Here is a 21,937-nt window from a genome sequence, read left to right on the forward strand (position 1 = left end):
GCAGAAATGAAACATGCCGATAGGGCGCTAAAAACAAGGTAGTTATAGTCATATCAACGCAAAAGCGCTGTCAGATTGGCCCTTACGGTTTGTTATACGTAATACATCACTTGGTCAGCGCGACCCCAGCTGCCCTTAGCGGCCACCGTATTGATAACCCGTTGAGGAAAAGCGGATGTCCAGCATATGCTTAAAAAATGTCACCAAACGCTTTGGCAACACTGAAACGCTGCACAATATCAATCTGGATATCCAGGCGGGTGAATTCGCGGTGTTTGTCGGTCCCTCCGGCTGCGGCAAATCGACGTTGCTGCGGATGATCGCCGGTTTGGAGGAGATTAGCGATGGCAAGATTCTGATTGATAACGACGTGATGAATGACGTCGCACCTGCTCACCGCGGCGTGGCGATGGTGTTTCAATCCTACGCGCTCTACCCGCACATGACGGTGGCGGAAAACATGGGCTATGGGCTGAAAGTCAACAAGGTGCCGAAGGCGGAGATTCGCCATCAGGTCGAAATGGTTGCCAAAACCTTACAACTTTCCCACCTGCTGGACCGCAAACCGAAACAGCTGTCCGGCGGTCAACGCCAGCGCGTCGCCATCGGCCGCGCCATCGTGCGTAACCCGAAAGTGTTTATGTTCGACGAACCGCTCTCCAATCTGGACGCCGAACTGCGGGTCGATATGCGCCTGCACATCGCCAAGCTGCATCAGGAGCTGAAAACCACCATGGTCTATGTCACCCACGATCAGGTGGAAGCGATGACGCTGGCCGACAAAATCGTGGTGATGAACAACGGCAAGGTGGAACAGACCGGCTCGCCGATGGCGCTGTACTACAACCCGGTCAACCGCTTCGTCGCCGGTTTTATCGGCTCGCCCAAAATGAACTTTCTGCCCGCGACCGTCGTCGCCTGGCAGCCGCATCAGGTCACGCTGACGCTGACGGCGGAAAAAACGCTGACGCTGGACATCGACACTACACCGTTACAGCCCGGCGACGCCGTCACGCTGGGGATACGCCCCGAGCACCTCGGCATTCAGCCCTCGCACCCGATTACGCTGGATTTCCAGTGCGAAGTGGTGGAACGGCTCGGCAATAACACTTACCTGTTCGGCCAGTGCTACGGCCACGACGGCTTTAAAATTCTGCTGCCCGGCGACGTACAATTCCGCCCCTGGCAGGCGATTGCCGTCGGTTTCGATGCCGCTCACTGTCTGGTATTCAACACCGACGGCTTGCGTATCAACGCCGATGTACCGGTTCCCGATGTGCACTAAAAACCAACGTTAATCATATCCAGATAAAAAACGGGGCGTTGATAGCGCCCCGTTTATGCATAGTACATCCTTGGTGATAGGCGTCGCTAATCCAGACTTTGCTGTAACGTCATCACCTGACTACGAAGGTTTTCCAGCTCAAGTTGTTTTTCCATCACTGAACGGGAAGGTTGCGACTGCGCACGTTTCATATTGGCTTCCAGCTCTGCTATTTGGCGTTGTAACTGTACTTTACCCGCCGATTTCTTCTTCAGTTTGGCCAACAAATCGCCTACAGACGCATTCAAAGCCTGATGATTTGCCTGAGTATTGCCAAGCTCCAGCTTAACCTGCGACTGTTCCTGTGTAATAGCAGACAATACCGCTTTGAACTCTTTATTCAATTCCTGCTCATGCTGTAAGGTCTGCTCTTTTACCTGAACACGCTGGTTATAGGTACCAGAATAATTACAGTTAAATTTATTCACCAGGCTCGTGTCACCCGTTGTCGGATCACAATCTGCCATATTCACTGCGCAACCGGTCAATACCAGTGACAAGGGAATAACTATTGCCACAAGCCGCATGATATTGCTCCCTTTAGCCCACTTTCAGTGCAGTGCGTTGGGTATATAGCGTATCCAGATCCTGTTGCAACGATGCAATCTGAATGTGCATTTTCTGAATTTCAGCATCTAACTCAGCTGATTTCTTATTATTTTTATCAGTCTGTTTAGCCACATCAATCCATTGTTGCTCATGCTTTTTCATTTCTGTCAGATTGTTTCGTAATGTAGTGATGTTGGCATCAATACCTTTCAACTTATTCTCTACTACTTTCTTATCGGCTTTCTTCGAAGCTATATCTTTATTTAGGCTAGCAATAGTTGCTTTATCATCTGCTATAACGCTGCTTGCAACACGTGAAGCATTTTGCAACTTCTGGTTTTCATTTTTCACATCAATAATCGAAGCATTCAACTGCTCCTCTTTGGTTGCATATTTCTTGCGCTGATTATCCAGATAGGCATTGGCACCTACCCCGATACCACATCCGGCAATCGCTGCCGCCGCCATACAAACAGCTTTATTCTGACTGTTACTGATCGCACAACCAATCACCCCTACTGCAGCGCCCGCAGCACAAGCTTGAATACCGGATTTGGAAAAAAATTCGATATCCTGGTTATTAGCCAGTCTTGAATCAACTGGATTATTTTGACTGTTCAATGAAGATGTATTCTGACAGCCTGTCAGAAACACAGACAAACAGACACCCAAAGCCATTACATGCTTTTTATTAAAAAACATAATTTCATCCTTATTTATTAATGGAGCTAATTATTTTTCTTACACATTTCCAGCCATTCATCACGCGACACTTTACCATCTTTCCAATATGCCTGGATATTATCCCAATAAGTATCCAGATAAATATTCAGGTTGGTTTTTCCCCGCGCAGATAGTTGTTGCTTCACCACACTGATTTGTGCACCCACCAGTGTATTATTGTAGGTTGTTCCCATTTCAATCAAGGTATCAGCGTAATAGCCCACAATAAAATCAAGAGTCTTCTTATGCTCTTCAAGCTGTGTTTGCCTTTTCGGACAATTGGCGTCTATATTACCTTCTGCTTTACAGGTTTTCAGATAAATACTGTTTAAGCGATCATAAAAAACACCATCATCTTTTAACTTAGTGCAGAGAAACGCCCCTAATTGTAAAGAGGTTCTGATCGCCTGATCCCGTTGTTCATCACGAAGCTGTGTATTGGCGCGTATTTCCCCTCTAAGCACTTCCAGTTGATTTTTCAGCTCAGTATCCTGCACATTTGCAGAAATTTGACTCAAACTGGATAAGGAGCTGTCTGCCTGTTTCGCCTGACCTTTGGGATCCATCGCCCCGAGCTTATTCCATTCACTTTCAATTTCTTTAATGCGATCCCGCGACGTCAAGGTGCGAGATACCACCACAAAACGGAATCCATTGGTCTTTTTCTGGTTTTCACCTTCATTAGTATAATAAGGCTCCTCCGTTCGTAACGAATTACGAATCTCTGCTTGTGAGGTCTGATAATGGCCGCCTCGGGTGACAAATCCACCAGCCTGACCATGATGACGGTCAAGCTTATTCAAACGAAAAGGCTCGAAAGTCATTTCCGCCGCATTACCCAACATGTCGTGCAAGCCTAACGGATTAGGCTGCAATAACCCCACCACTTGCAACTTGCCATTGGATGATTGTGAGCCCGCGAACCAGACATAATTGCTGACGCCACCCTCCATCGGAAACACGTTGTCGCGAAATACTGAAGGCTGTACCGCCAACCCACCACGCTCGGCAAATTCCCATTCCGTTTCCGTTGGCAACCGCAGGAACCCTTTGTAGCCATCCTCTACTGGTAAGCTGTCAGGCTTATTCTTCAGCAACCAAAGGTTATATTGATTAGCGGCATTCATTGCCTCCATCCAGCTTTTATTCACTTGCGGCAGCAACAACAGCTTATTGGATGGCTCAACACAATTGCCTTGTATTGCCTGATACTGAAGTTCGGTCAGTTCATACTTTGCCATTAGATAATAACGGGCTTTGGCCTGATGACTTTCAGTAAAACTGCCAGCAATATGTTCCGGCCGTGACTGCTCGATATACCCCCAGTCATCACCGTCCTTCCCTAACGTGATGCTATAATCATCCAGTGGACTGGCTAACGGGATATTCACTTTACGAAACACCATGACCCCATCGCACGGCATCGGCAATAGCACATCATCAGGAGCAGGTTTAGGATTATAATATTTGGGCTCCCAATTGGCAGAAACAGCGCAACTGCCGCACAAAAGCGCTACCGACACGATGCCAAAGAAGCATTTATCATATTTCACGTAAGCTCTCCGCAGGTTGAATGCTCATGGCACGTAGTGCCCCTATCCCCGCCACCAACAACCCCATCAATAAGGTGATGCTCAACGCAATAAGGAAATGCACATAATCAAGGTGACAGATAAAGGTATTGCCGGGCAGATGCTGCCCCAGCAACTGATTAAATAAAGCACTTCCGGCCAGATAGAGCAGGCACCCGATAAAAAAGGCCACTCCGGAGAGGATCAACGCCTGAAACACAATGTAAGATGCCACCGAATGGCTATAGAACCCCAACAAACGCAAAATCGCCATGTCGGTTCGTTTGCGATCAATATTGGCTAAAAACGCGCCCACTAATGATGCCATCCCCCCTGATAACGATAGCCAGGCAATAATCCCGAAGATCATGCCAAGGACGTAATCAATGGCTCGCACTGATTCAATCTGGCCCAGTTGAGTCACGGTTTCGATATGTTGTTGCCGAAACCATTCTGCCAGCGGTGCCACGGCATCAGGATGGCGTGCATACAGCCGCGCTTTGGCAAAGGTTACCCTGGCGGGTGCTGGTTCCCCCTTACTGCCGTCAATCAGCTCAGAGTGAAACCCATCGCGAAAATCTTCCATCGCGATCAATACCGGCAAAGTCAGAAAAGCGGCGGGGCGGGTAAAACGCGTCTGCTCCAGTACCGCAGCAACCTTCATGTGCAGCCTTCCCCGCTCATTCTCACCTTGGCGTTTACGACTGACAAACAACGTAATGTCATCGCCTGCCTGAACCTGTAACTGATGAGCCGCGCCAGCACTCAGAACCACTTGTCGGTTATTCTCTGGCACAGGGAGCCCAGCCAGTAGTGGATCACCAGCCGCGGTAGGGATCATCTCCGCCCCCATAACAAACCGTTGGCTGTCGTAGACGATATCGGCTTGAGTATTGAGCGCTCGCGTCACCGGAATAGAAAAGGCCACATCGGGACGTTGTTCCAGTGCAGTTAGCCATTCAATGTTATAACTGCCATTACCGATCATGCGGATTTCCAGATTACGCGGGTCATTGAGCAAATTGCTGCGTAACTGCCCGACAATCCCGTTTTTCAACCCAAATAACAGCAATAATGGCGCAATCACCGACACTAACGAAAAGACCATACACAACGCCACTTTGCGATCATGAATAAGATCCCTAATCGCCAGTACCAGCAGTAAACGGTTATACCACCCAACGCCGGGTGCGATGCGAGGTGTCTCCGTTGAATCGACATCAGCGGAATCGAAAGACACTGGCTCCTCCCTGTGTGTCGCCGTGAATGCAGCGCAATCCGCACTCGTTGACCCGTTCCACATCATGACTGACGATGACGGCTGCCAGCGAAAACGCTTTCACCATATCCAACATCAGTGCAAATAAATTGTGTGCATTATCAGGATCAAGCGCAGATGTCGGTTCATCAGCTAACAGCACTCTGGGCTGATGAGCCAACGCACGAGCAAACGCTACCCGTTGGCGTTCCCCTATCGAGAGATTGGCAGGCAATTTGTTCAGTAATCGTTTCAGGCCAAGCCGCTCAATCGATGCCTCCAGCCAGGTATGAGGTATGGCCAGGTGCCGCATTCGGACAGGTAAATACAGATTTTGCTCCACAGTAAGATAGGGCAGCAGCCCTCCTTGCTGTAACACAAACCCCACTTCGCGCGCCCGTATATCCGACAAGGCATCATGCTGATTCTTACGCCATAATTCAGCCACATCACAAGCAGGGCGTCCGAGTTGGTAAGCAGAGAGACCATCAGGCCGCAGCAAGAGCCCAATCATCTCCAGTAGAGTGCTTTTTCCACAGCCACTGGAGCCGGTGATGGCTACGACATCCCCCGCCGATAACGTTAATTCAGGCAGTTTTACGATAAGCCCGTGCTCTCCTTCGCCACGACGAATGTGCATATCGCGGATCGTCAGGATCATGGCAAATTTTCCAGTGGAACCGGGTAGACGTTGTCCCTTGGATCACTGCCGGGTGCCAGTGAAATCCAGCGGTCAACATCCTGGTTATAGCGCTGGTAATACTGCAATTTGGTATTGAGTCGGCGGATAAACTTCTCCTGCTCCAGTCCATCCCAGCTTTTCCAGGTTTCTTCATCAAGGCTCAATACCTCGCTAAGATAAGGGAGCCCCTCAATGTACTCACCCAGCAATCCCAGCTCTCCCAGCTTGGTCGCCTCTTTCTGCGTGGCCTGTCGCGGATCATTACCCATTGTGGCGGCCAGCGAGCGTAAACTGGCAAACATATCATCCGGCGAAATCATCCCTTCGTTGGCCGCATTGACGATCTTCTTCATCACCTCACTGAGATCACTTAATTCGCTTTTGGTCAGCAATACCTTGACTTCTGTCGATGGCAGATTCTGCTTCACCATATCGCGATCACTGATCCACGCTTTAAACACCGGCGGAGCCTGTGTTCCTTGTGTATCGCCAAGCCAGGCCAGACGCATCGCATGTCCTAACAAGGCTGCATCTTCCAGCATCGGCTGAAGCGGCTTATTCGCAGGGACATCGGTGTTGACGGTCGTATTTTTTGTTTTGCTATACTCCGGGCTGGCACCCAACGCACTCCCAGCCGTATCATCGCCGCTCCAGGCAGTTTTTATCTGACCGGTAATCGCCTCAGCCAGGCTATCCACCATAACGCCAAAGTTACCGACATCCCCTGAATCCACTGGGTAATACAATGGCTTATGTAAAAATGGATTCATTGTCAGATCACGATACTGCGCTTCCGCCACCGCATGGTTTTTCACACCGGATGGGGTTTTCAGATGCATCGTATACAAGGCGACGCCGCGGTAAGCGGCTTCCTGCCTGACTTGTGCGGCGTCCAAATGTGTTGATGACAGTTTATCGTCACCGGTCAGCGCGCCAGCGTCGGTAATCAGTACCACGTAACGAGCGCCAAAACGGGTCCAGTCAATATGGTCTAATGCCGTCATGACTCCGCCATAAGCATCTTCATCCACTTTGCTGCTGGATACCCTGGCCTGTTTCAGGTCTTTTACTTTATTCAGGAAATCATTCCCATCTTTGACATTGTTCGGGTCGACAAAAAGGCGACTGTCATATTCCAGCGCAGGCACCGCAGCCACACTGGAACGGTAGGCCACCAGCCCAAATTTCACCTGCCCCAACAAATTTTCCTGAGCAATGCGCCGGTAAATTTTCTCTATCGCCTGTTTGGTACGGTCAATATAGGGATCCATCGAAATCGTCGAGTCGATCACAAACACCACAGAGGCGGTGAACCCCTTCATCATATTTTGCCCGGCCGGCGTCTCTTTTTCAGGCTGCTTTTTCTCCGTTGCGTTAGTCTCTGCCGGAGTCGCTTTCTCACTGACCGACGCCACATTGAGCACCCGGACCCGATAGCCGGACTCGGTAAACACCTCATCAGAATCCAGTACCGGCAACAGGTAGAAATGCTTGAGTTGATCCACCATATAATCCGGCTCGCGGGCGACCACCACATCGGTACTACGATGTTGGTTTACCGCATCCAACAATGGCTTAAGTTGTTCATCCGGTTTTCTGCTATTTAGGATATTTTCGACATTCTCTTTGTTGCGAAAAAACAGCGTAGGATCGCGCCCAGCCGGGTTGGTAAATGCAAGGGTTAACTGCATTTTCCATGCCACCGTACAATTCGCGTTTAACCAACCGCTGGTTTTACCAAAACTATCTGCACCAACCTGTAGCCACTCCTGTTCGCCACGTGTTTCACGCTGGTAAACATAAAAACGACTAAAAGCAGGCTGGGCGACGCCCTTACCGCCCACCTGAGAAGCCAGCTCACAGCCGGGATAAGTCAACACCCGCTGATATAAGCTACGCTTGCCCTCCTGCAATAACGGCCTGACCGTCTGTTCCTGCGCGACCGCCATACCCCCCCATATCAGCCAGCCACACAGTCCTGCTACTCCTATTATCGCTTTCATGTGTCGCTCCTATTTCTTCAGCGCCGCCAGACGTGATGTTGCCACGCTATTACGGGGATCTTGTTGCAATACCGCTTCATACCAGTAGATAGCGGTGGCGGCATCCGCTGTGAAACAGCCGCCGGCGACAGCGGTCTCCGGGTCATATTCGCGAGCATAATTGACCGCTATCCCCATATCGCCGGACTGAGCCTTATACGCATACAGACGTTGGGCGATGTCACAGTGTTTACCGACTTTTGCCTGGTTGATGATGTCCTGTAATTGCGAACTACTGGGCTGGGTTTTCATGCACCCTTTTACAAAATCCATGCTGCTTAAGGCTGCCATCTGTTGTAATGAACAAGGAGAAACGGCTGCAGACGCCAAGGCTGGCTCCCCTTTTGGTTCTGTTGTCGGCACGGACGTCGATGCAGAGACAGGGGGGTTACTCTCGGCTCCTGCATGTTCGGCTCCTGCATGTTTGGTATTCCCCATGAAAAACCATCCACTGATGCCCAACACCACCAGTAAAGCGATCACGCCAGAAATCACCCATGGCAAATGAGTTCGGCTCGTCTGCGCGGGCTCTGTCGATGGGGAGGCAAGAAGATCCGGTGCTGATGCCGTTACCATGACAGGGGGTTCCGGCTCCTTCTGAGCAGGAACGTCGGTCACCATCTCCGGCTGCTGAACCCGCACATTATCCAGCGGTACAGTGGTACCGCTGGCTTGAGAACTTTGAATATCGCGCGCGATACGCACAATACCGTAATCGCTATCGTTTTCATCGCTGAGAGTCAGCTTGAATGCGCCGGAAGGAATCGCCACCAGCGCATCCACCATATCCGGCCCGACCTGATAGTAAATCGTCTCATCCTGCTCTTCGAAAGACGCCATTTCATGCCAGACTTGATGTCCGACCCACTTGCCGTGGCTATCCAGAAACAGACTATCCTGATTATGTTGTAACGATAGTTTTAGCCCTTCCACACTGCCTTGCCATTGGCGCAGAAGCAGACGGGCATAGCCGGGTTTAGGCTGTTGTAATGGTTTCAGTTCGACAATTAACACGGCACTACTCCGATATTGGCGGTTTAATCAGACGGATAATGGCGCCCAAACGCTCGTTTTGGCTGGCGCTGATCTCACGGCCAGCGGAATGCCCGGCGTTTTCGACAATGACCTCATGTAAACCCACCAACCAGTCATAAATAAAAAATGCGGTATAGCTAACCGGCTGCCCCGGTAAACGAAACAGACGCTCGTCATTTCCCCATGACAACGCCTGCCGATCCGGGCGGGCAAAAATCGCATGACCCGAATTGGCCCGGCTCAGCGGCCGTTTTCCTTCCGGTAACGACAAAAAACCCAGCCAGGTAGTAAAATCGCCCAATACGCGCAAGACTCGCGTCACCTGCCTATCCGCCATTTTTTCACGTCGGACGCCGGCTTGAGCGGTATTGAGCAATTGCCTGACCAATTGATCTTCCACGCGCATACGCTGCACCGCGGTAATCAGTTCCTCAACCAGCAAGGCGACGATCTGTTGTGGAACGGCCAATTGCCCAATCAGTTCACTGTTTTCCGGCAAAGTCCGTAAGTGGTTGATCCAAAAATGGGTGGCGCGTCTGGCAAACGCTGTTTCATGATTTTCCTGACGGGAATTTCCCGAAGGTGAAATCGGCGCTGCCACCGTATCAGTCGCCACTGATGCACCAGAGCGACTATCGCCAAAAAGATCAATATCTAATCCGACGCCCAGGTGCGCGGTAGTATGAGTTTCGCTGAGTGAGTCTGGTGAAGATGCGGAGTCATCGGCTGCTGGCTCCAGCTCTTGCATATACAAATCCAACAGATCCCGGCGTGCCGGCAATAGTCCTTCCAGTAACTCGCCGTGTACAGCCGTACGGGCTTGCAGCACCCGTAAAATGTCTCCGGCAATGCGCTGTTTGTGTGCCGATGCCTGCTCGCCTTCCTGCTGGTACCAGTTAGCTAACCGGTTTTCCACCAGTTCATGGCGAATGTCCTCCAGTTGCTCGGCGATACGTTGCAACTTCATGTCACGCTGCGCTACACGAGACAGGTAATCCGCCATACGGCGCATACCACCGTCATTGAGCGTCATCATGGCTTCCCAGGCCGCTTCTGGTTGGTGTATATGACGACACACCGCGTCATCCTCAATAAAGGTTTGACGCACCAACAAGAGTTTCTCGCGATTTTCCTCCTGCACTCCGACTTCACGATTATCCTGAAGCTGAAGAAAAGAGGGTTGCTGGCAAGGTTTACGCACCAGGAAGGTATTATTGAACGCCTGTCCAGGCAGCCATTGTTGCATCCAGGGATACTGACCAAAACGCTCAGTCATGGCCATTTTGATCATACCGCCATCCCCCCAAGACTGGCGTAGCAGTGATTCACCCAACGAGAGAGATTGCCCAACCCTCAGGTCAAACCGGGTCAACGCCCACACCAGCCCACAAGGCCGTTTTTGGCGGCTTTGTGCATCGGCTCCCTGCGTATAACGAATCCACTCATCCAGTACGCCGCCTACGTCCCTCACATCAGACTGTTTGTCCGCCGCAGTACACAGCACCAGAACGTTCATCTCCTGATTATCGGTGTAACGCTCAAACAAATAAGCAACTTTGCCGCGCAGGAGCAGTTGCGCCAGCGGATTGGCGCCATCACCATTGACCGCATGACGTATCTCATCCATTGATTCCACGCCAAGGCGACCACGATAACCGGGGAAATCCAGTAGATTGACCTGATTAAACAGAGGTTCTTTCGAGGGCTCGGATAAAGGGATCACTAGCTCTGCCGTCAATACTGTTAACTCGGCTAAAGACAATTCAACCAGCGGTTGCACCTGGCCATTGAGGAACGGACACACCGCGATGCGACTATCCGCTGCAGTGTTCAACCGTTCCAGCATATCGACATTGATAATGCTATCGGTTTGTACCAGCATGTCTTGCTGCTGTTGTACCAACGTCTGTAACGGCGCCAGTACGGTTTGGGCACCGGACAATCGTTGTAACGTACGGGCTAACCGATTGTAAGCTTCCGTCAACTCCGGTAGTTCACCCCACAGTATCGAAAACAGCCTCGCACGGTCTTCTATCTCCAGCCAGGGAGCCAGCGACACGGCGGCCGGCCAAAAGCTCGTAGCCAGCTTTTTCTGGCTATTTTCCGCATGGCGCAACAGATAATCCCACAGCGATACCACATCGTCGCTGGTGACACCGGCAACCGGCATAGCACATTTACGAGACGATAGCTGCTGCAAACGCTCGGCCACCACCGCCTCATCATACTGCCAGTCAATTTTTTCCTGATTAAAATCGTGGATGAAGGCATTCGCCAGAATCTTGCCTATCTCGACTTCATTAAACAGTTGCAACTCCACCGGGTAGCGTTCATCACGGGTTACCGCCTGACGGCTAAAGCGGGTAACCAAGCCGGTCGCCTCTTTACCACCCCCGGGTGGGTTAATATGCTTGAGGAAATCCAGCCGCGTCCCCCCCAGGCATGTTTTCAGATTGCCATTGTCATCAGCCGCCAGCGCCGAAATCAGGTAAGACTTCCCTGCTTGCGACAGGCCGAAAAAACCAATGGTCATCGGCTTTTCCGCCGCTTGTGCCAGACTGCGAGCTTTATTGCGACTACGCCGCAACTTATAAATCAGCGAATCCGCCTCAGCGTTCAACCTGGGCGCATTTTCCCGGGTTGACTGAATCCAATCGATAGCCTGACCGGCACCTTCTTCAACAGCGGACCAGTGCTGAACCAATTGCTCTGGAGTTAGAGTACTCATTTCGCTAATACACTCCCGCTGTCTAACCAATAATGGGTTTCACCCAACCCACTGTCCGCCAGCGTGTTGAGTTTGAATGAAAGATCGCCGCGTCTGACCGTCATGCCATCGTTCATTTGCGGATCGCTAATCACAAAGCGTTCAGGGCTACCTGATGACTCCTCCTGTCCCCGCCCCCCTTCAACCTCCAGACGCAGATGAATCACCCCATCCGCTGCCAGTTTGCGAGGTAACGTGCTGCCTTTGATCTGTAGGGTGTACAGTGGTGAAGCAGGCCAGCGTTCATTGTCCAGTTGCCGAAACCCCAATCGCAATGCGCCACGCACCTCAAATGACACCGAGGGTTCAAGGCACACCGGGGTGGTATCGAGATCAATATCCCGGTAATACACATTGTCCTGAGTAATCATGTTGTTGCTATCCAACATGCCCAGGTAGCGTACGGTGGAATAAGGGTGAAAATTGGCCGTGCGGAAATAGAAATTCGGCAATCGTAAATCCTGCGCCAGCAAGCACAGCATCGCACCGACCGCAGCGGTAGATTTAGGGTCATCGATACGCCCTTTTTTGTTGAAGGGGTACCAACCGCCGGTTTCATAACCATGCAGCGACATAATGCGCGAAGGAGGAACAGGTTGCAGATGGCGGAATAAAGCCTGAATCCCCGGTAATCGGGAAGGCCGACCGGTCAACAACAGCATGTCGCATTGATAGTAATACAGCACTTCACACAAGGCGCGCAGGCTCTGGCTGATGTTCATACGTGACGTCAGAAATTCACTGTGCAGACGTGACAAACTGAGTTGTAACGGTACTGCCAGCAGCGAAAAGGGCTCGTCGAGAGCCGGTTGTTCACGACGTACCTCATCGCTAACCCAGTTCAGCACGTTATCGGTTACGCTGTGCGTCAATAATTCGGCAAAAGTTGCATTGATCTCGCCGCCGCTACCCGGTTCGAATTCTTCATAACGACGCAGAATTTCCAGCCCGATGGGCACAAATAGCTGTAACGTCAATTGCTGACGCAGCACCTGCTTACCCGCTTCCAGACTTTCATGACCGAACAGCCGCGACATTAGAGCATCGGCATCGCTGAGACCGGCACGCTGTAATGCCGTTTTCAACGCCGGCATAACATAAAGTTGAATCACATCCAGCAGGATATCGTCACCAGCGACTTTAAATCCTTCGCGGAATAGCTGAGTAGGAATAATTTTGACGTTACTGCCTCGCCCGTCATCCAACTGATAGCGGGTAATCACCAGATCGGTGGTACCGCCGCCGATGTCAATCGATGCAATTTTCAGTACCCGATTATCCTCTTCGCCTGCTGCGCTGCGGTTATCAGGTCTGACGAGGCAATTAAAAAACTCTTCCGTTCGTCCACCAAAATGGTTCTGGGTTTCGTTGTACAGGTACACCATCTGCCCGCAGGTCGCTTCATCCCATTTCACATGCACCTGCGGCAGCGGCAATAATCCCTCTTCATCTTTGCCGTTAAATTTCAGTTCCGCATCCGCAGGATGCCATTCCATCGCTTTCCAGATAAGCCCTAGTGCACTCTCCATGCAACGTTCAAAAATCGCCCGTTCGGGCTTAGGCATAGCAGGAGGAACCGTCAGAATGATATTGCGTAATTGCCGTGGTGCGCTGGCGTGATGCATTTTCAGTCGTTGCGCCGGGCTGTTGATCTGCATCAGCGCTTGTGCCAGCACCTCAGAGAGCATCATGGTCATCAGGGCGCTACGACTGTAATTGGGCGAAAACACCGGCATACGCTCTTCAGGTTTTTTACGAAATAGCGGTTCACCGAGATCATTCAATAACGAGGTTAGCGGAGCCGCCGTCGCCAGCGGCTCACGATCGCTTTTGACAAATGAGCGGTTAAACCGCCACCCCGGCACATAGCTATCCTCATCCCACAGATAACGTTTAGGGCTGGAAATACCTGTCGAACCTTCCGTTCCTAAGCGACATGAGGCCATTCGGTTAGCCTCACGACCAATACGCACAATAGTTGGCCACAAGAATGCATCACCGCGTCCGCTTTTAACGGAAAAGTCCTGTTTGCCGAACTCGGCCTGCGCAAACTCGACCCGGCTGTCGAACGGTTCGCTATACACACAATGCGGCAGGCTCAAATCACGCAGTTGCAGCTCATAAAGCTGAGTCAGCCCTTTGTTGTCGCCCTTATGATCTTCGATCAAAATACCGCAAGTACGGGAATTGCCGACATCCAGAATCAAATCCACGTCAATAGCTGGGTCTTGCAACTTGGTCGCATTGATTTTGATCTCCGGTACGGAAACCTTGGTGCCAAGAATCGCCAGCAAATTCAGATAGTGAGCCTGATATTCGCGTGCCGCTACCGCCAGTTGGATATCTTCATGATATCGTCGCTCCAGCGCCCCGACCTGCTGTTCAAACAATTCCTTCAGCCAGTCATCAACCCAACCTTGCCGAATAAAATCACCCAATTCATGACTCTGATGGGCTAATGCGAACCCGACTCCAGTGCGCACATCATCTTCATTCGGAGCCAGATATTGCGCATTATCCATTGTCGGTAAAATCCGCGTATCAAACGCCAAGGTTACACGAAACTGGTTTCCCTGCGAGTCGGGTTCACCCAACTCCAGAAACTGCATTCGAGCCCAATTAGACGGCCCACTGTAAAAATGTCGCGGCGGGTTAAAACGTAGAAACGGCAGTGGTAGCCAAACGCCTTGCCACAACCGTAGAGAATGGGCCAGCGACACCGGGTCGCCGTCAGGTTCCACTTCACGATCGGGCTGCCCAGGATAATAGTAGTTGCCATCACGTTCGTTATAAATCAAACGCTGCAGCGTCCCGTCACGCCCATCACGGATAAACTCGCCGACATCGTTGTTGCGATCCGGCAGAGAAAAACCAAAGTCCAGAAACTGGATGCCGCTGTCGCGAATCAGGGTAATTTTTTCTTTATAATCGGTTAATGACGCCAGCATGATCTCACTTACCCTCTCGTTTCATCGTCATTGGAAACACCGTCCCTGCGTCATAACGCCCACTGCAATCAGCAACGCTACTTGCACCTGGACGGCAAATCACATCCGGCATCTGATAGGTTGAACCATCACTGCATTGCGCTATCCCTTGACTAGTTATGGTTAGTTGCCCCGCCGACATTGCAGCTCGAATCCCGCTACGACACAGCACACCATCACCACGTTTCATCTCAACCTGCCCGGCACCGTTATGAATTTCATAATGCAAACGCAGTGGCACCCCCGTGCGTTTATCCTGGATACCAGCCCCGGCACGCCAGTTGCCATTGAGGAAATCCATATCGTTCGTTTTAGATACCCCCTCAGGCATAGTCAGCGGCGATAGCGTCGCCGCCATCATGTCGATAGTTTGTTGCATAGCGGATTCAGCGTTTGACGGCGTCATTGACTGAGGGGAAACAGATGGAGGCAAGGCTACTGCCTTATCTTCCGGCCGTAATGGGTTGAGCGGTTTTTCGGGCGTTGCAGTTTGCGGTATCGGTAAAGATGGCAAAGAGGCCGGATGGCCTCCAACTTGAGTCAATGCAGTATCGGCAGCCGTTGGCGCCGATGTCGATAGTGAAGCTTCCGGCGTATTGACCGCCCCGATGTCAGGCTCACGCCCTTTTGGCGATTTACCTACTGAAAAATCAGGAAAATAAGACGAAAGTGATGGAAGGCCAGGTAATCCTATCGATGAACATCCACGTAATACCCACATCAACAGTAACGCCAGCAACATCAGAGCGAATGCGCCAGTTAGCCAACGAGGAAGATGCAGATAAGGTCGCCAAAATTTGATGCGATACCGGCGAGAAGCTCCCCCCGTTTTGTGTCTAGCGCGTTTTTTTTCCGCTGATGGAGACGCCGTTGATGATGTCGGAGAGGAAGTTTCAGCAATAAGGGAGCCCTGCGGCGAGGGAACCCCTGATTGCGAAGAAGCAGATGAAGAAACAGATAACGGAATGTCAGAGGGCGAGCAGGATGAGGTTGTAGATGATTCAGTTATTCTCAGGCAATCCAGTGGGTCCGGTCGGGCTGTTTGATCCTGGTTGATAAATCCCCAAAATGTCATCACAGGTTTATCATTAACCAGATAAATATGGGAACTATCAGGAAACTGAACCGTTTTTTCCAACAATGCACCGAATAATTGCTGATCATAACCAAGCATTGAGCGCATTTTAGCGCTGACATCAAGCAATGTGCGGTGACAATCTTCAAGATAAGCAAGCGCGTTGCGGCGAGCCTCCTCCGAAGCTTTCTCCCATGGAACAACTACGCCATCAATAGAGGCATACCAGTCAATACGATCTCCTCGCTCATTTGACTGGGGCATCGAAAGACAATCCGCCACCGCCTGATAACCGCGTAATCGCAATGTTTCACGTAGTTGTAACGCAGAAACATAAACTGCCTGCCCATTTTCTCCCAGTGGTAAAAAATAAGCCAACTCGCCAGTACGCAAAAATGTCTTCGACACAGAACAAAAGTCCTTATTAAAAATAACAAATTACCGTTAAAAGAAACGATAAATAAATACATTCACTTTTTTTGAAAAGAATATAAAAAATACCGACCACACCCTATACAATTCGAGTTACAGAAAGGCCAACGCATCTGCAACTTGAAGTATGACCGGTATAGCATCACTATAGTAAGCAAGTGGGACATTGCCACGACACATCTTTACTCAAATAGTAAAAAATAGTTCCAATACTGTCCAGAAATAAATAAACCCAAATAAATAATATAAAAAACAACAAGTTAATATCAAAATAAAAATAATAATACCTCGTTGAAATTATTCCAACATACATTCACAACAGAATAATTACCATTGAAATTATTTTTTATGGATAATTTTGAAGAATGCTAGTTGCTATGGCTATTTTGATAAAAACAAGAAAAATAGACGCTGACTTTTAAATAAAACAGTTACTCTCAATCATGTAATCAAACTTCACACTTATACCCTAAATAATTCGAGTTGCAGGACAACACGCTCGCGTGTTGAACAACGCAGTGCGTTGGCCCGACAGGGCAAGGCTCGTTAAGAGCCTTGTCACGCGGCAAGAGAGCGTCAAATTCGTTGGGAACGAATTTGATCAGCCAACAGTTGGCCTCCTGTGAGAGACAGGATGCCTCTCACTTCATCCCCAGGAGCTACTCAAGTCAGTGACTGGGGTGAAGCGGCAACGCTAACAGGAACAGATTTTAACACAGCCCACTAAGGCCTTCTTAAAAGAACAAAGCCAACACACCTGCAACCTGAAGTATGACGGGTAGAGATATCATTTGGGAACCTGATATTCCCATACTTAGGCGAAGCATGGAAATTACACAGAATAAATAACCGCAATATTCCCACCCAATCGCCGAGAATATTGCAGAATATTATTCAGAAAAATAACGGATTATTTTATTTTTTATTTCTCGCCACTGCTCTGAATAAAAAAGATCAAAAGTTTCTTTTTTGTTTCCTCTGTGAAACCGGGTAACCCCGCATCAATATGGTGATTTTATCAATCGCTATTTCTTTTCCATCTGACCACATAGTTCAGGCCATGCATCATTCGGCCATCGACAACATTAGAAACAAACAACTCGTTCACATTATGGTTACCATCAAATAAACTACATCACGGTATTATCAATGTTTTCATCTAAATACGCCATCACCCATCACTTCACTCCGATTAAAAAATCAACTAAAAAATAATAAAAAATAGATATTTGTCACATTCATTTTTACGGAGTTACATATATTACATAATTAAAAATGACACAGATCGCTTTCCTAAATAAATAAGGAAATATGCAGATATTCACCTCAAGTTAATTTTCAAAACAGCGGTTTATTTCTCTAGCCCTTTTTATTTTTTGCTCTATAGTATTCTTGATACTTTCAGGAAGTACCCGCTTTTATTTATTTCATTCTCTCAACTGAATGAGAGTCAATACCTGTGGGATTTACAAGGAGATTGTATGTTTAAGTATGTATTACCTCTGTGTGCACTCACCCTGGCGGCACCGTCATTCGCCGCCCAAACCACACTGATGATGACCCAGAAAAACGATGTGAATTATCTGGGTTGGTCTACCGACGAAAGCAAAGTCGTACGTCAGGAGGTTTATCGCGGCACCACCAGCAACGCTGAGCTGCGTGAGCGTATCGCCGTGCTGGACGCGGAAACCCGTACCTTCCAGGATGCCGGCACCAACAGCGGCGTCAACTACTGGTACTGGGTGGATGTGGTCGGCGACAATCAAACCCCAACGGAATCGAATGCCGTGACCACCGCACCGCAAACCGGCCCGCTGCGTGCAGCGAAAGCCAGCTCCGAGTGTAAACCGGGCGCTACATTCGAAAACCGTAGTGTGGATTGCGGCGGTGTGACTATCGGTACAACCTGCCCGAATAGCAGCGATAAACAAAAACCGCTGATCATTTTGAAAAACGCCTCAGTGAAAAACCTGCGCATTTCCGCCAAAGGCGGTGCAGACGGCATTCACTGCGACAGCGGCAACTGCACCATCGAAAACGTAATTTGGGAAGACGTCTGTGAAGATGCCGCAACCAACAACGGCAAAACCATGACCATCATCGGCGGGATCGCGCATAACGTCAACGGCGGTTACGGCGGCAAGCCGGATAAAGTGTTGCAGCAGAACGCTAAAAACAGCACCACCGTGGTAAAAGGCAACTTCACCCTGACCGGCGAACACGGGAAACTGTGGCGCTCCTGCGGTGACTGCACCAACAACGGCGGCCCGCGTTTCCTGAGTGTTGACGGCCTGATCGTTAATGGCACCATCGGCAGTATTGCCGGCGTTAACCGCAACTTCGGTGATGTGGCAACGCTGAAAAACATCAAGATCAAAAACTATAAAGAAGGCAAACCGAGGGTTTGCGAAGAGTACATCGGCGTCGAGAAGGGTAACGGCGACAGCAAGAAGTACAAAGAAGAAGATCAATGGAATACCGCCAACTGTAAAGTTAGCCGTTCAGATGTGACCAAACTCTGACAGGGTCACCTGACTGATTGAAACACAACATGGGCTTCCTAAAGTATCAAACAAACAAAGACCGGGTGAATGGCCCGGTCTTTTTTATGGCTATTCCTGCTGGTTGTGATTGCGATTGATGGTCTCTCGGGGCGCAGCCCTGCCCCTGCGTGACCAACACATCCCACTAAAGCAAACTCCATGGGCAAACACCATGCCATTGATGCCGGTTCCTCGCGACAGTTCGCTTAGGATCTGTCCCTTAAACCTCCCTAGCACGCTAAAAAGTGTTGCAAGAATCATTTACGAAATGCCATTCCTGGTTAAATCTTGATCGCTTTTAGCCATTCTTTATCGCTTAAAGCGTTTTTTTGCACAGTTATAACAATGCTGAACGGTACACAAAATAGTTACGGGACACGCCCTGGTGTCATCATGGCGTGAGGATGGCTTTTACTGAGGACAGTTTTTACTCAGTACGACAAATAACTGTGAAGCAGCGCATAGCACGCGCACAAATATACTTGTATGGTAGTTAGAGTAGAAGACGTAAAAAGGACCCATGAAACGTGAAAATTATTAGCGCAGAGGTGTTTGTCACCTGTCCAGGACGTAATTTCGTTACGCTGAAAATCACCACCGACAGTGGCATCACCGGTATTGGCGACGCCACCCTGAACGGACGCGAGCTCTCGGTGGCGTCTTACCTGAAGGATCACATTTGCCCGCAGTTGATCGGCCGCGATGCCCGGCAGATCGAAGACATCTGGCAATATTTCTATAAAGGCGCCTACTGGCGCCGCGGCCCGGTCACCATGTCGGCGATTTCCGCCGTGGATATGGCGCTCTGGGACATCAAAGGTAAAGAGGCGAATATGCCGCTCTACCAGTTACTGGGCGGCGCTTCCCGCAGCGGCGTGATGGTGTATTGCCACACAACCGGACATTCCATCGACGAGGTGCTGGAAGACTATGCCCGACACCGCGACCAGGGTTTCAAGGCGATTCGGGTACAGTGCGGCATTCCGGGGATGAAAACCACCTACGGCATGGCGAAAGGCAAAGGGCTGTCGTACGAACCCGCCACCAAAGGTGACTGGCCGGAAGAGCAGATCTGGTCAACGGAGAAATACCTCGACTTCATGCCTAACCTGTTTGAAGCCGTACGCAGCAAATTTGGTTTTGATGAGCACTTGCTGCACGACATGCACCACCGCCTGACACCGATTGAAGCGGCGCGTTTCGGCAAAAGCGTGGAGCCCTACCGGTTGTTCTGGATGGAAGACCCGACGCCGGCCGAAAATCAGGCGTGCTTCCGTCTGATTCGCCAGCATACCGTCACACCGATCGCGGTTGGTGAAGTGTTCAACAGCATCTGGGATTGTAAGCAACTGATCGAAGAGCAGTTGATCGATTACATCCGCACGACCATCACCCACGCAGGCGGCATCACCGGTATGCGCCGTATCGCCGACTTTGCCTCGCTGTATCAGGTTCGTACCGGATCGCACGGCCCGTCGGATCTTTCGCCTATCTGCATGGCCGCCGCGCTGCATTTCGATCTCTGGGTGCCGAATTTCGGTATTCAGGAGTTCATGGGGTATTCCGAACAGATGCTGGACGTGTTCCCGCATAGCTGGACGTTTGAAGACGGCTATATGCACCCCGGCGACAAACCCGGTTTGGGAATCGAATTTGACGAAAAACTGGCGGCCAAATACCCCTATGAACCCGCCTATCTGCCGATTGCCCGTCTGGAAGACGGCACGCTGTGGAACTGGTAAGACAACGAGGTAGACATGAAAAGCATTGTGATTGAACACCCCAACGCACTGACGATCGCCGATCGCGACCTCCCCCAGCCCGCGCACGGCGACGTCCGGGTTAAGGTCAAACGGGCCGGGATTTGCGGTTCCGACAGCCATATTTATCGCGGCCACAATCCGTTCGCTAAATACCCGCGCGTCATCGGCCATGAATTCTTTGGCGTTATCGATGCCGTCGGCGAAGGCGTGGATGCTGCGCGTATCGGCGAACGGGTGGCGGTCGACCCAGTGGTCAGTTGTGGTCATTGTTACCCGTGTTCCGTCGGGCGGCCAAACGTTTGCACCACGCTGACCGTTCTTGGCGTGCACCGTGACGGCGGTTTTAGCCAATACGCCACCGCTCCGGCCGGCAACGCTTACCGCATTCCCGACGGTATTCCCGACGAGTTCGCGGTTATGGTGGAACCTTTTACCATTGCCGCCAACGTAGCCGCGCAAGTCCGGCCGACCGAACAGGATACCGTGCTGATTTACGGCGCCGGGCCGATGGGGTTGACCTCGGTTCAGGTGCTCAAAGGGGTCTACCACGTTAAAGACGTGATCGTGGTCGATCGCATTCCCGAACGTCTGGTCATGGCACAGCACTGCGGCGCGGACGTGGTGCTGGATAATCGTGAGCACCCGCTGGCGGAGACACTGAAACAGCGCGGTATCCAGCCCACGATTATCATTGATGCCGCCTGCCATCCCGGCATTTTGCAGGAAGCTATCTCGCTGGCCTCGCCGGCGGCGCGTATCGCCCTGATGGGGTTCTCCAGCGAACCCAGCCAGATTACCCAGCAGAGTATTACCAGCAAGGAGTTGTCTATCTTCTCGTCCCGCCTCAACGCCCATAAATTCCCACAGGTGATTGAATGGCTGGAACAGCGATTGATTGACCCGGCGAAACTGATCACACACCGGTTTCATTATGCCGATGTCATTCAGGCTATCGATATCTTTGAGAAAGACCAGAAGAGCTGCTGCAAGGTGTTATTAACGTTTGAAGAGGCATAGTTAATTTCAGCATTTAATCAGGTGAGCGACAAAATAAAGCGCTCACCTGTTGAAAAACACCACGCGTGGGCGTTTTATCCCCCCGTAACGTGAATATACCCAAAATAATTCGAGTTGCAGGACAACACGCATTGCGTGTTGAACAACGCAACGCGTTGGCCCGTCAGGG

14 protein-coding genes are annotated in these 21,937 nt (G+C 50.6%); 4 read left to right on the forward strand and 10 right to left on the reverse strand.

All coding sequences use genetic code 11. From position 1 onward, the window contains the following. Positions 1-175 precede the first annotated feature (175 nt). A complete protein-coding gene (locus FDP13_RS04845; RefSeq protein WP_033576203.1) occupies positions 176-1,285 on the forward strand; it encodes an ABC transporter ATP-binding protein in 1,110 nt (369 codons plus the stop codon). An 86-nt stretch (positions 1,286-1,371) separates the two neighbouring features. Here FDP13_RS04845 and FDP13_RS04850 read toward each other — a convergent pair whose 3' ends face one another. The 10 genes from FDP13_RS04850 to FDP13_RS04895 all read right to left on the reverse strand — a co-directional run bounded on the left by FDP13_RS04850 (position 1,372) and on the right by FDP13_RS04895 (position 16,421). Further along, positions 1,372-1,851 carry a hypothetical protein gene (locus FDP13_RS04850; protein WP_027711421.1) on the reverse strand — a complete coding sequence of 160 codons (480 nt, stop codon included), beginning with the start codon at positions 1,849-1,851 and terminating at the stop codon, positions 1,372-1,374. 13 nt (positions 1,852-1,864) lie between these two features. Then, a complete protein-coding gene (locus FDP13_RS04855; RefSeq protein WP_050516099.1) occupies positions 1,865-2,575 on the reverse strand; it encodes a hypothetical protein in 711 nt (236 codons plus the stop codon). Between the two features lie 26 nt (positions 2,576-2,601). Further along, on the reverse strand, positions 2,602-4,149 hold the full coding sequence (locus FDP13_RS04860) for an SUMF1/EgtB/PvdO family nonheme iron enzyme (RefSeq protein WP_081979774.1): 1,548 nt from the start codon (positions 4,147-4,149) through the stop codon (positions 2,602-2,604). Continuing rightward, positions 4,139-5,407 (reverse strand): ABC transporter permease, encoded by a 1,269-nt coding sequence (locus FDP13_RS04865; RefSeq protein ID WP_234424374.1) that lies wholly within the window; start codon positions 5,405-5,407, stop codon positions 4,139-4,141. The genes FDP13_RS04860 and FDP13_RS04865 overlap by 11 nt, the downstream gene beginning before the upstream one ends. Beyond that, the gene (locus FDP13_RS04870) at positions 5,388-6,086 is read right to left on the reverse strand and encodes an ABC transporter ATP-binding protein (RefSeq protein ID WP_231389526.1); all 699 of its coding nucleotides are present in this window, start codon (positions 6,084-6,086) and stop codon (positions 5,388-5,390) included. The genes FDP13_RS04865 and FDP13_RS04870 overlap by 20 nt, the downstream gene beginning before the upstream one ends. Further along, positions 6,083-8,056, reverse strand: coding sequence for a vWA domain-containing protein (locus FDP13_RS04875; RefSeq protein ID WP_370512550.1), 1,974 nt, complete (start codon positions 8,054-8,056; stop codon positions 6,083-6,085). The genes FDP13_RS04870 and FDP13_RS04875 overlap by 4 nt, the downstream gene beginning before the upstream one ends. Before the next feature lie 63 nt (positions 8,057-8,119). After that, positions 8,120-9,163, reverse strand: coding sequence for a hypothetical protein (locus tag FDP13_RS04880; RefSeq protein WP_027711415.1), 1,044 nt, complete (start codon positions 9,161-9,163; stop codon positions 8,120-8,122). A gap of 4 nt (positions 9,164-9,167) precedes the next feature. Beyond that, a complete protein-coding gene (locus FDP13_RS04885; RefSeq protein ID WP_143838848.1) occupies positions 9,168-11,912 on the reverse strand; it encodes a putative virulence factor in 2,745 nt (914 codons plus the stop codon). Next, positions 11,909-14,899: a virulence factor SrfB gene (locus FDP13_RS04890; RefSeq protein WP_033576200.1), complete on the reverse strand. Its 2,991-nt coding sequence runs from the start codon at positions 14,897-14,899 to the stop codon at positions 11,909-11,911. Before FDP13_RS04890 ends, FDP13_RS04885 begins: the two co-directional genes overlap by 4 nt. Before the next feature lie 4 nt (positions 14,900-14,903). Continuing rightward, a complete protein-coding gene (locus FDP13_RS04895) occupies positions 14,904-16,421 on the reverse strand; it encodes an SrfA family protein (RefSeq protein ID WP_143838850.1) in 1,518 nt (505 codons plus the stop codon). A 1,505-nt stretch (positions 16,422-17,926) separates the two neighbouring features. Here FDP13_RS04895 and pelI point away from each other — a divergent pair. The 3 genes from pelI (at position 17,927) to FDP13_RS04910 (ending at position 21,768) form a co-directional block, all read left to right on the forward strand. Then, a complete protein-coding gene (gene pelI / locus FDP13_RS04900; RefSeq protein WP_033576198.1) occupies positions 17,927-18,967 on the forward strand; it encodes a pectate lyase PelI in 1,041 nt (346 codons plus the stop codon). Positions 18,968-19,515: 548 nt separating this feature from the next. Further along, on the forward strand, positions 19,516-20,730 hold the full coding sequence (gene manD / locus FDP13_RS04905; protein WP_012769010.1) for a D-mannonate dehydratase ManD: 1,215 nt from the start codon (positions 19,516-19,518) through the stop codon (positions 20,728-20,730). A gap of 15 nt (positions 20,731-20,745) precedes the next feature. Beyond that, a complete protein-coding gene (locus FDP13_RS04910) occupies positions 20,746-21,768 on the forward strand; it encodes a Zn-dependent oxidoreductase (RefSeq protein ID WP_143838852.1) in 1,023 nt (340 codons plus the stop codon). Positions 21,769-21,937 lie beyond the last annotated feature (169 nt).

Source organism: Dickeya sp. ws52, from assembly GCF_007210685.1.
Classification (GTDB): Bacteria; Pseudomonadota; Gammaproteobacteria; order Enterobacterales; family Enterobacteriaceae; genus Dickeya; species Dickeya chrysanthemi.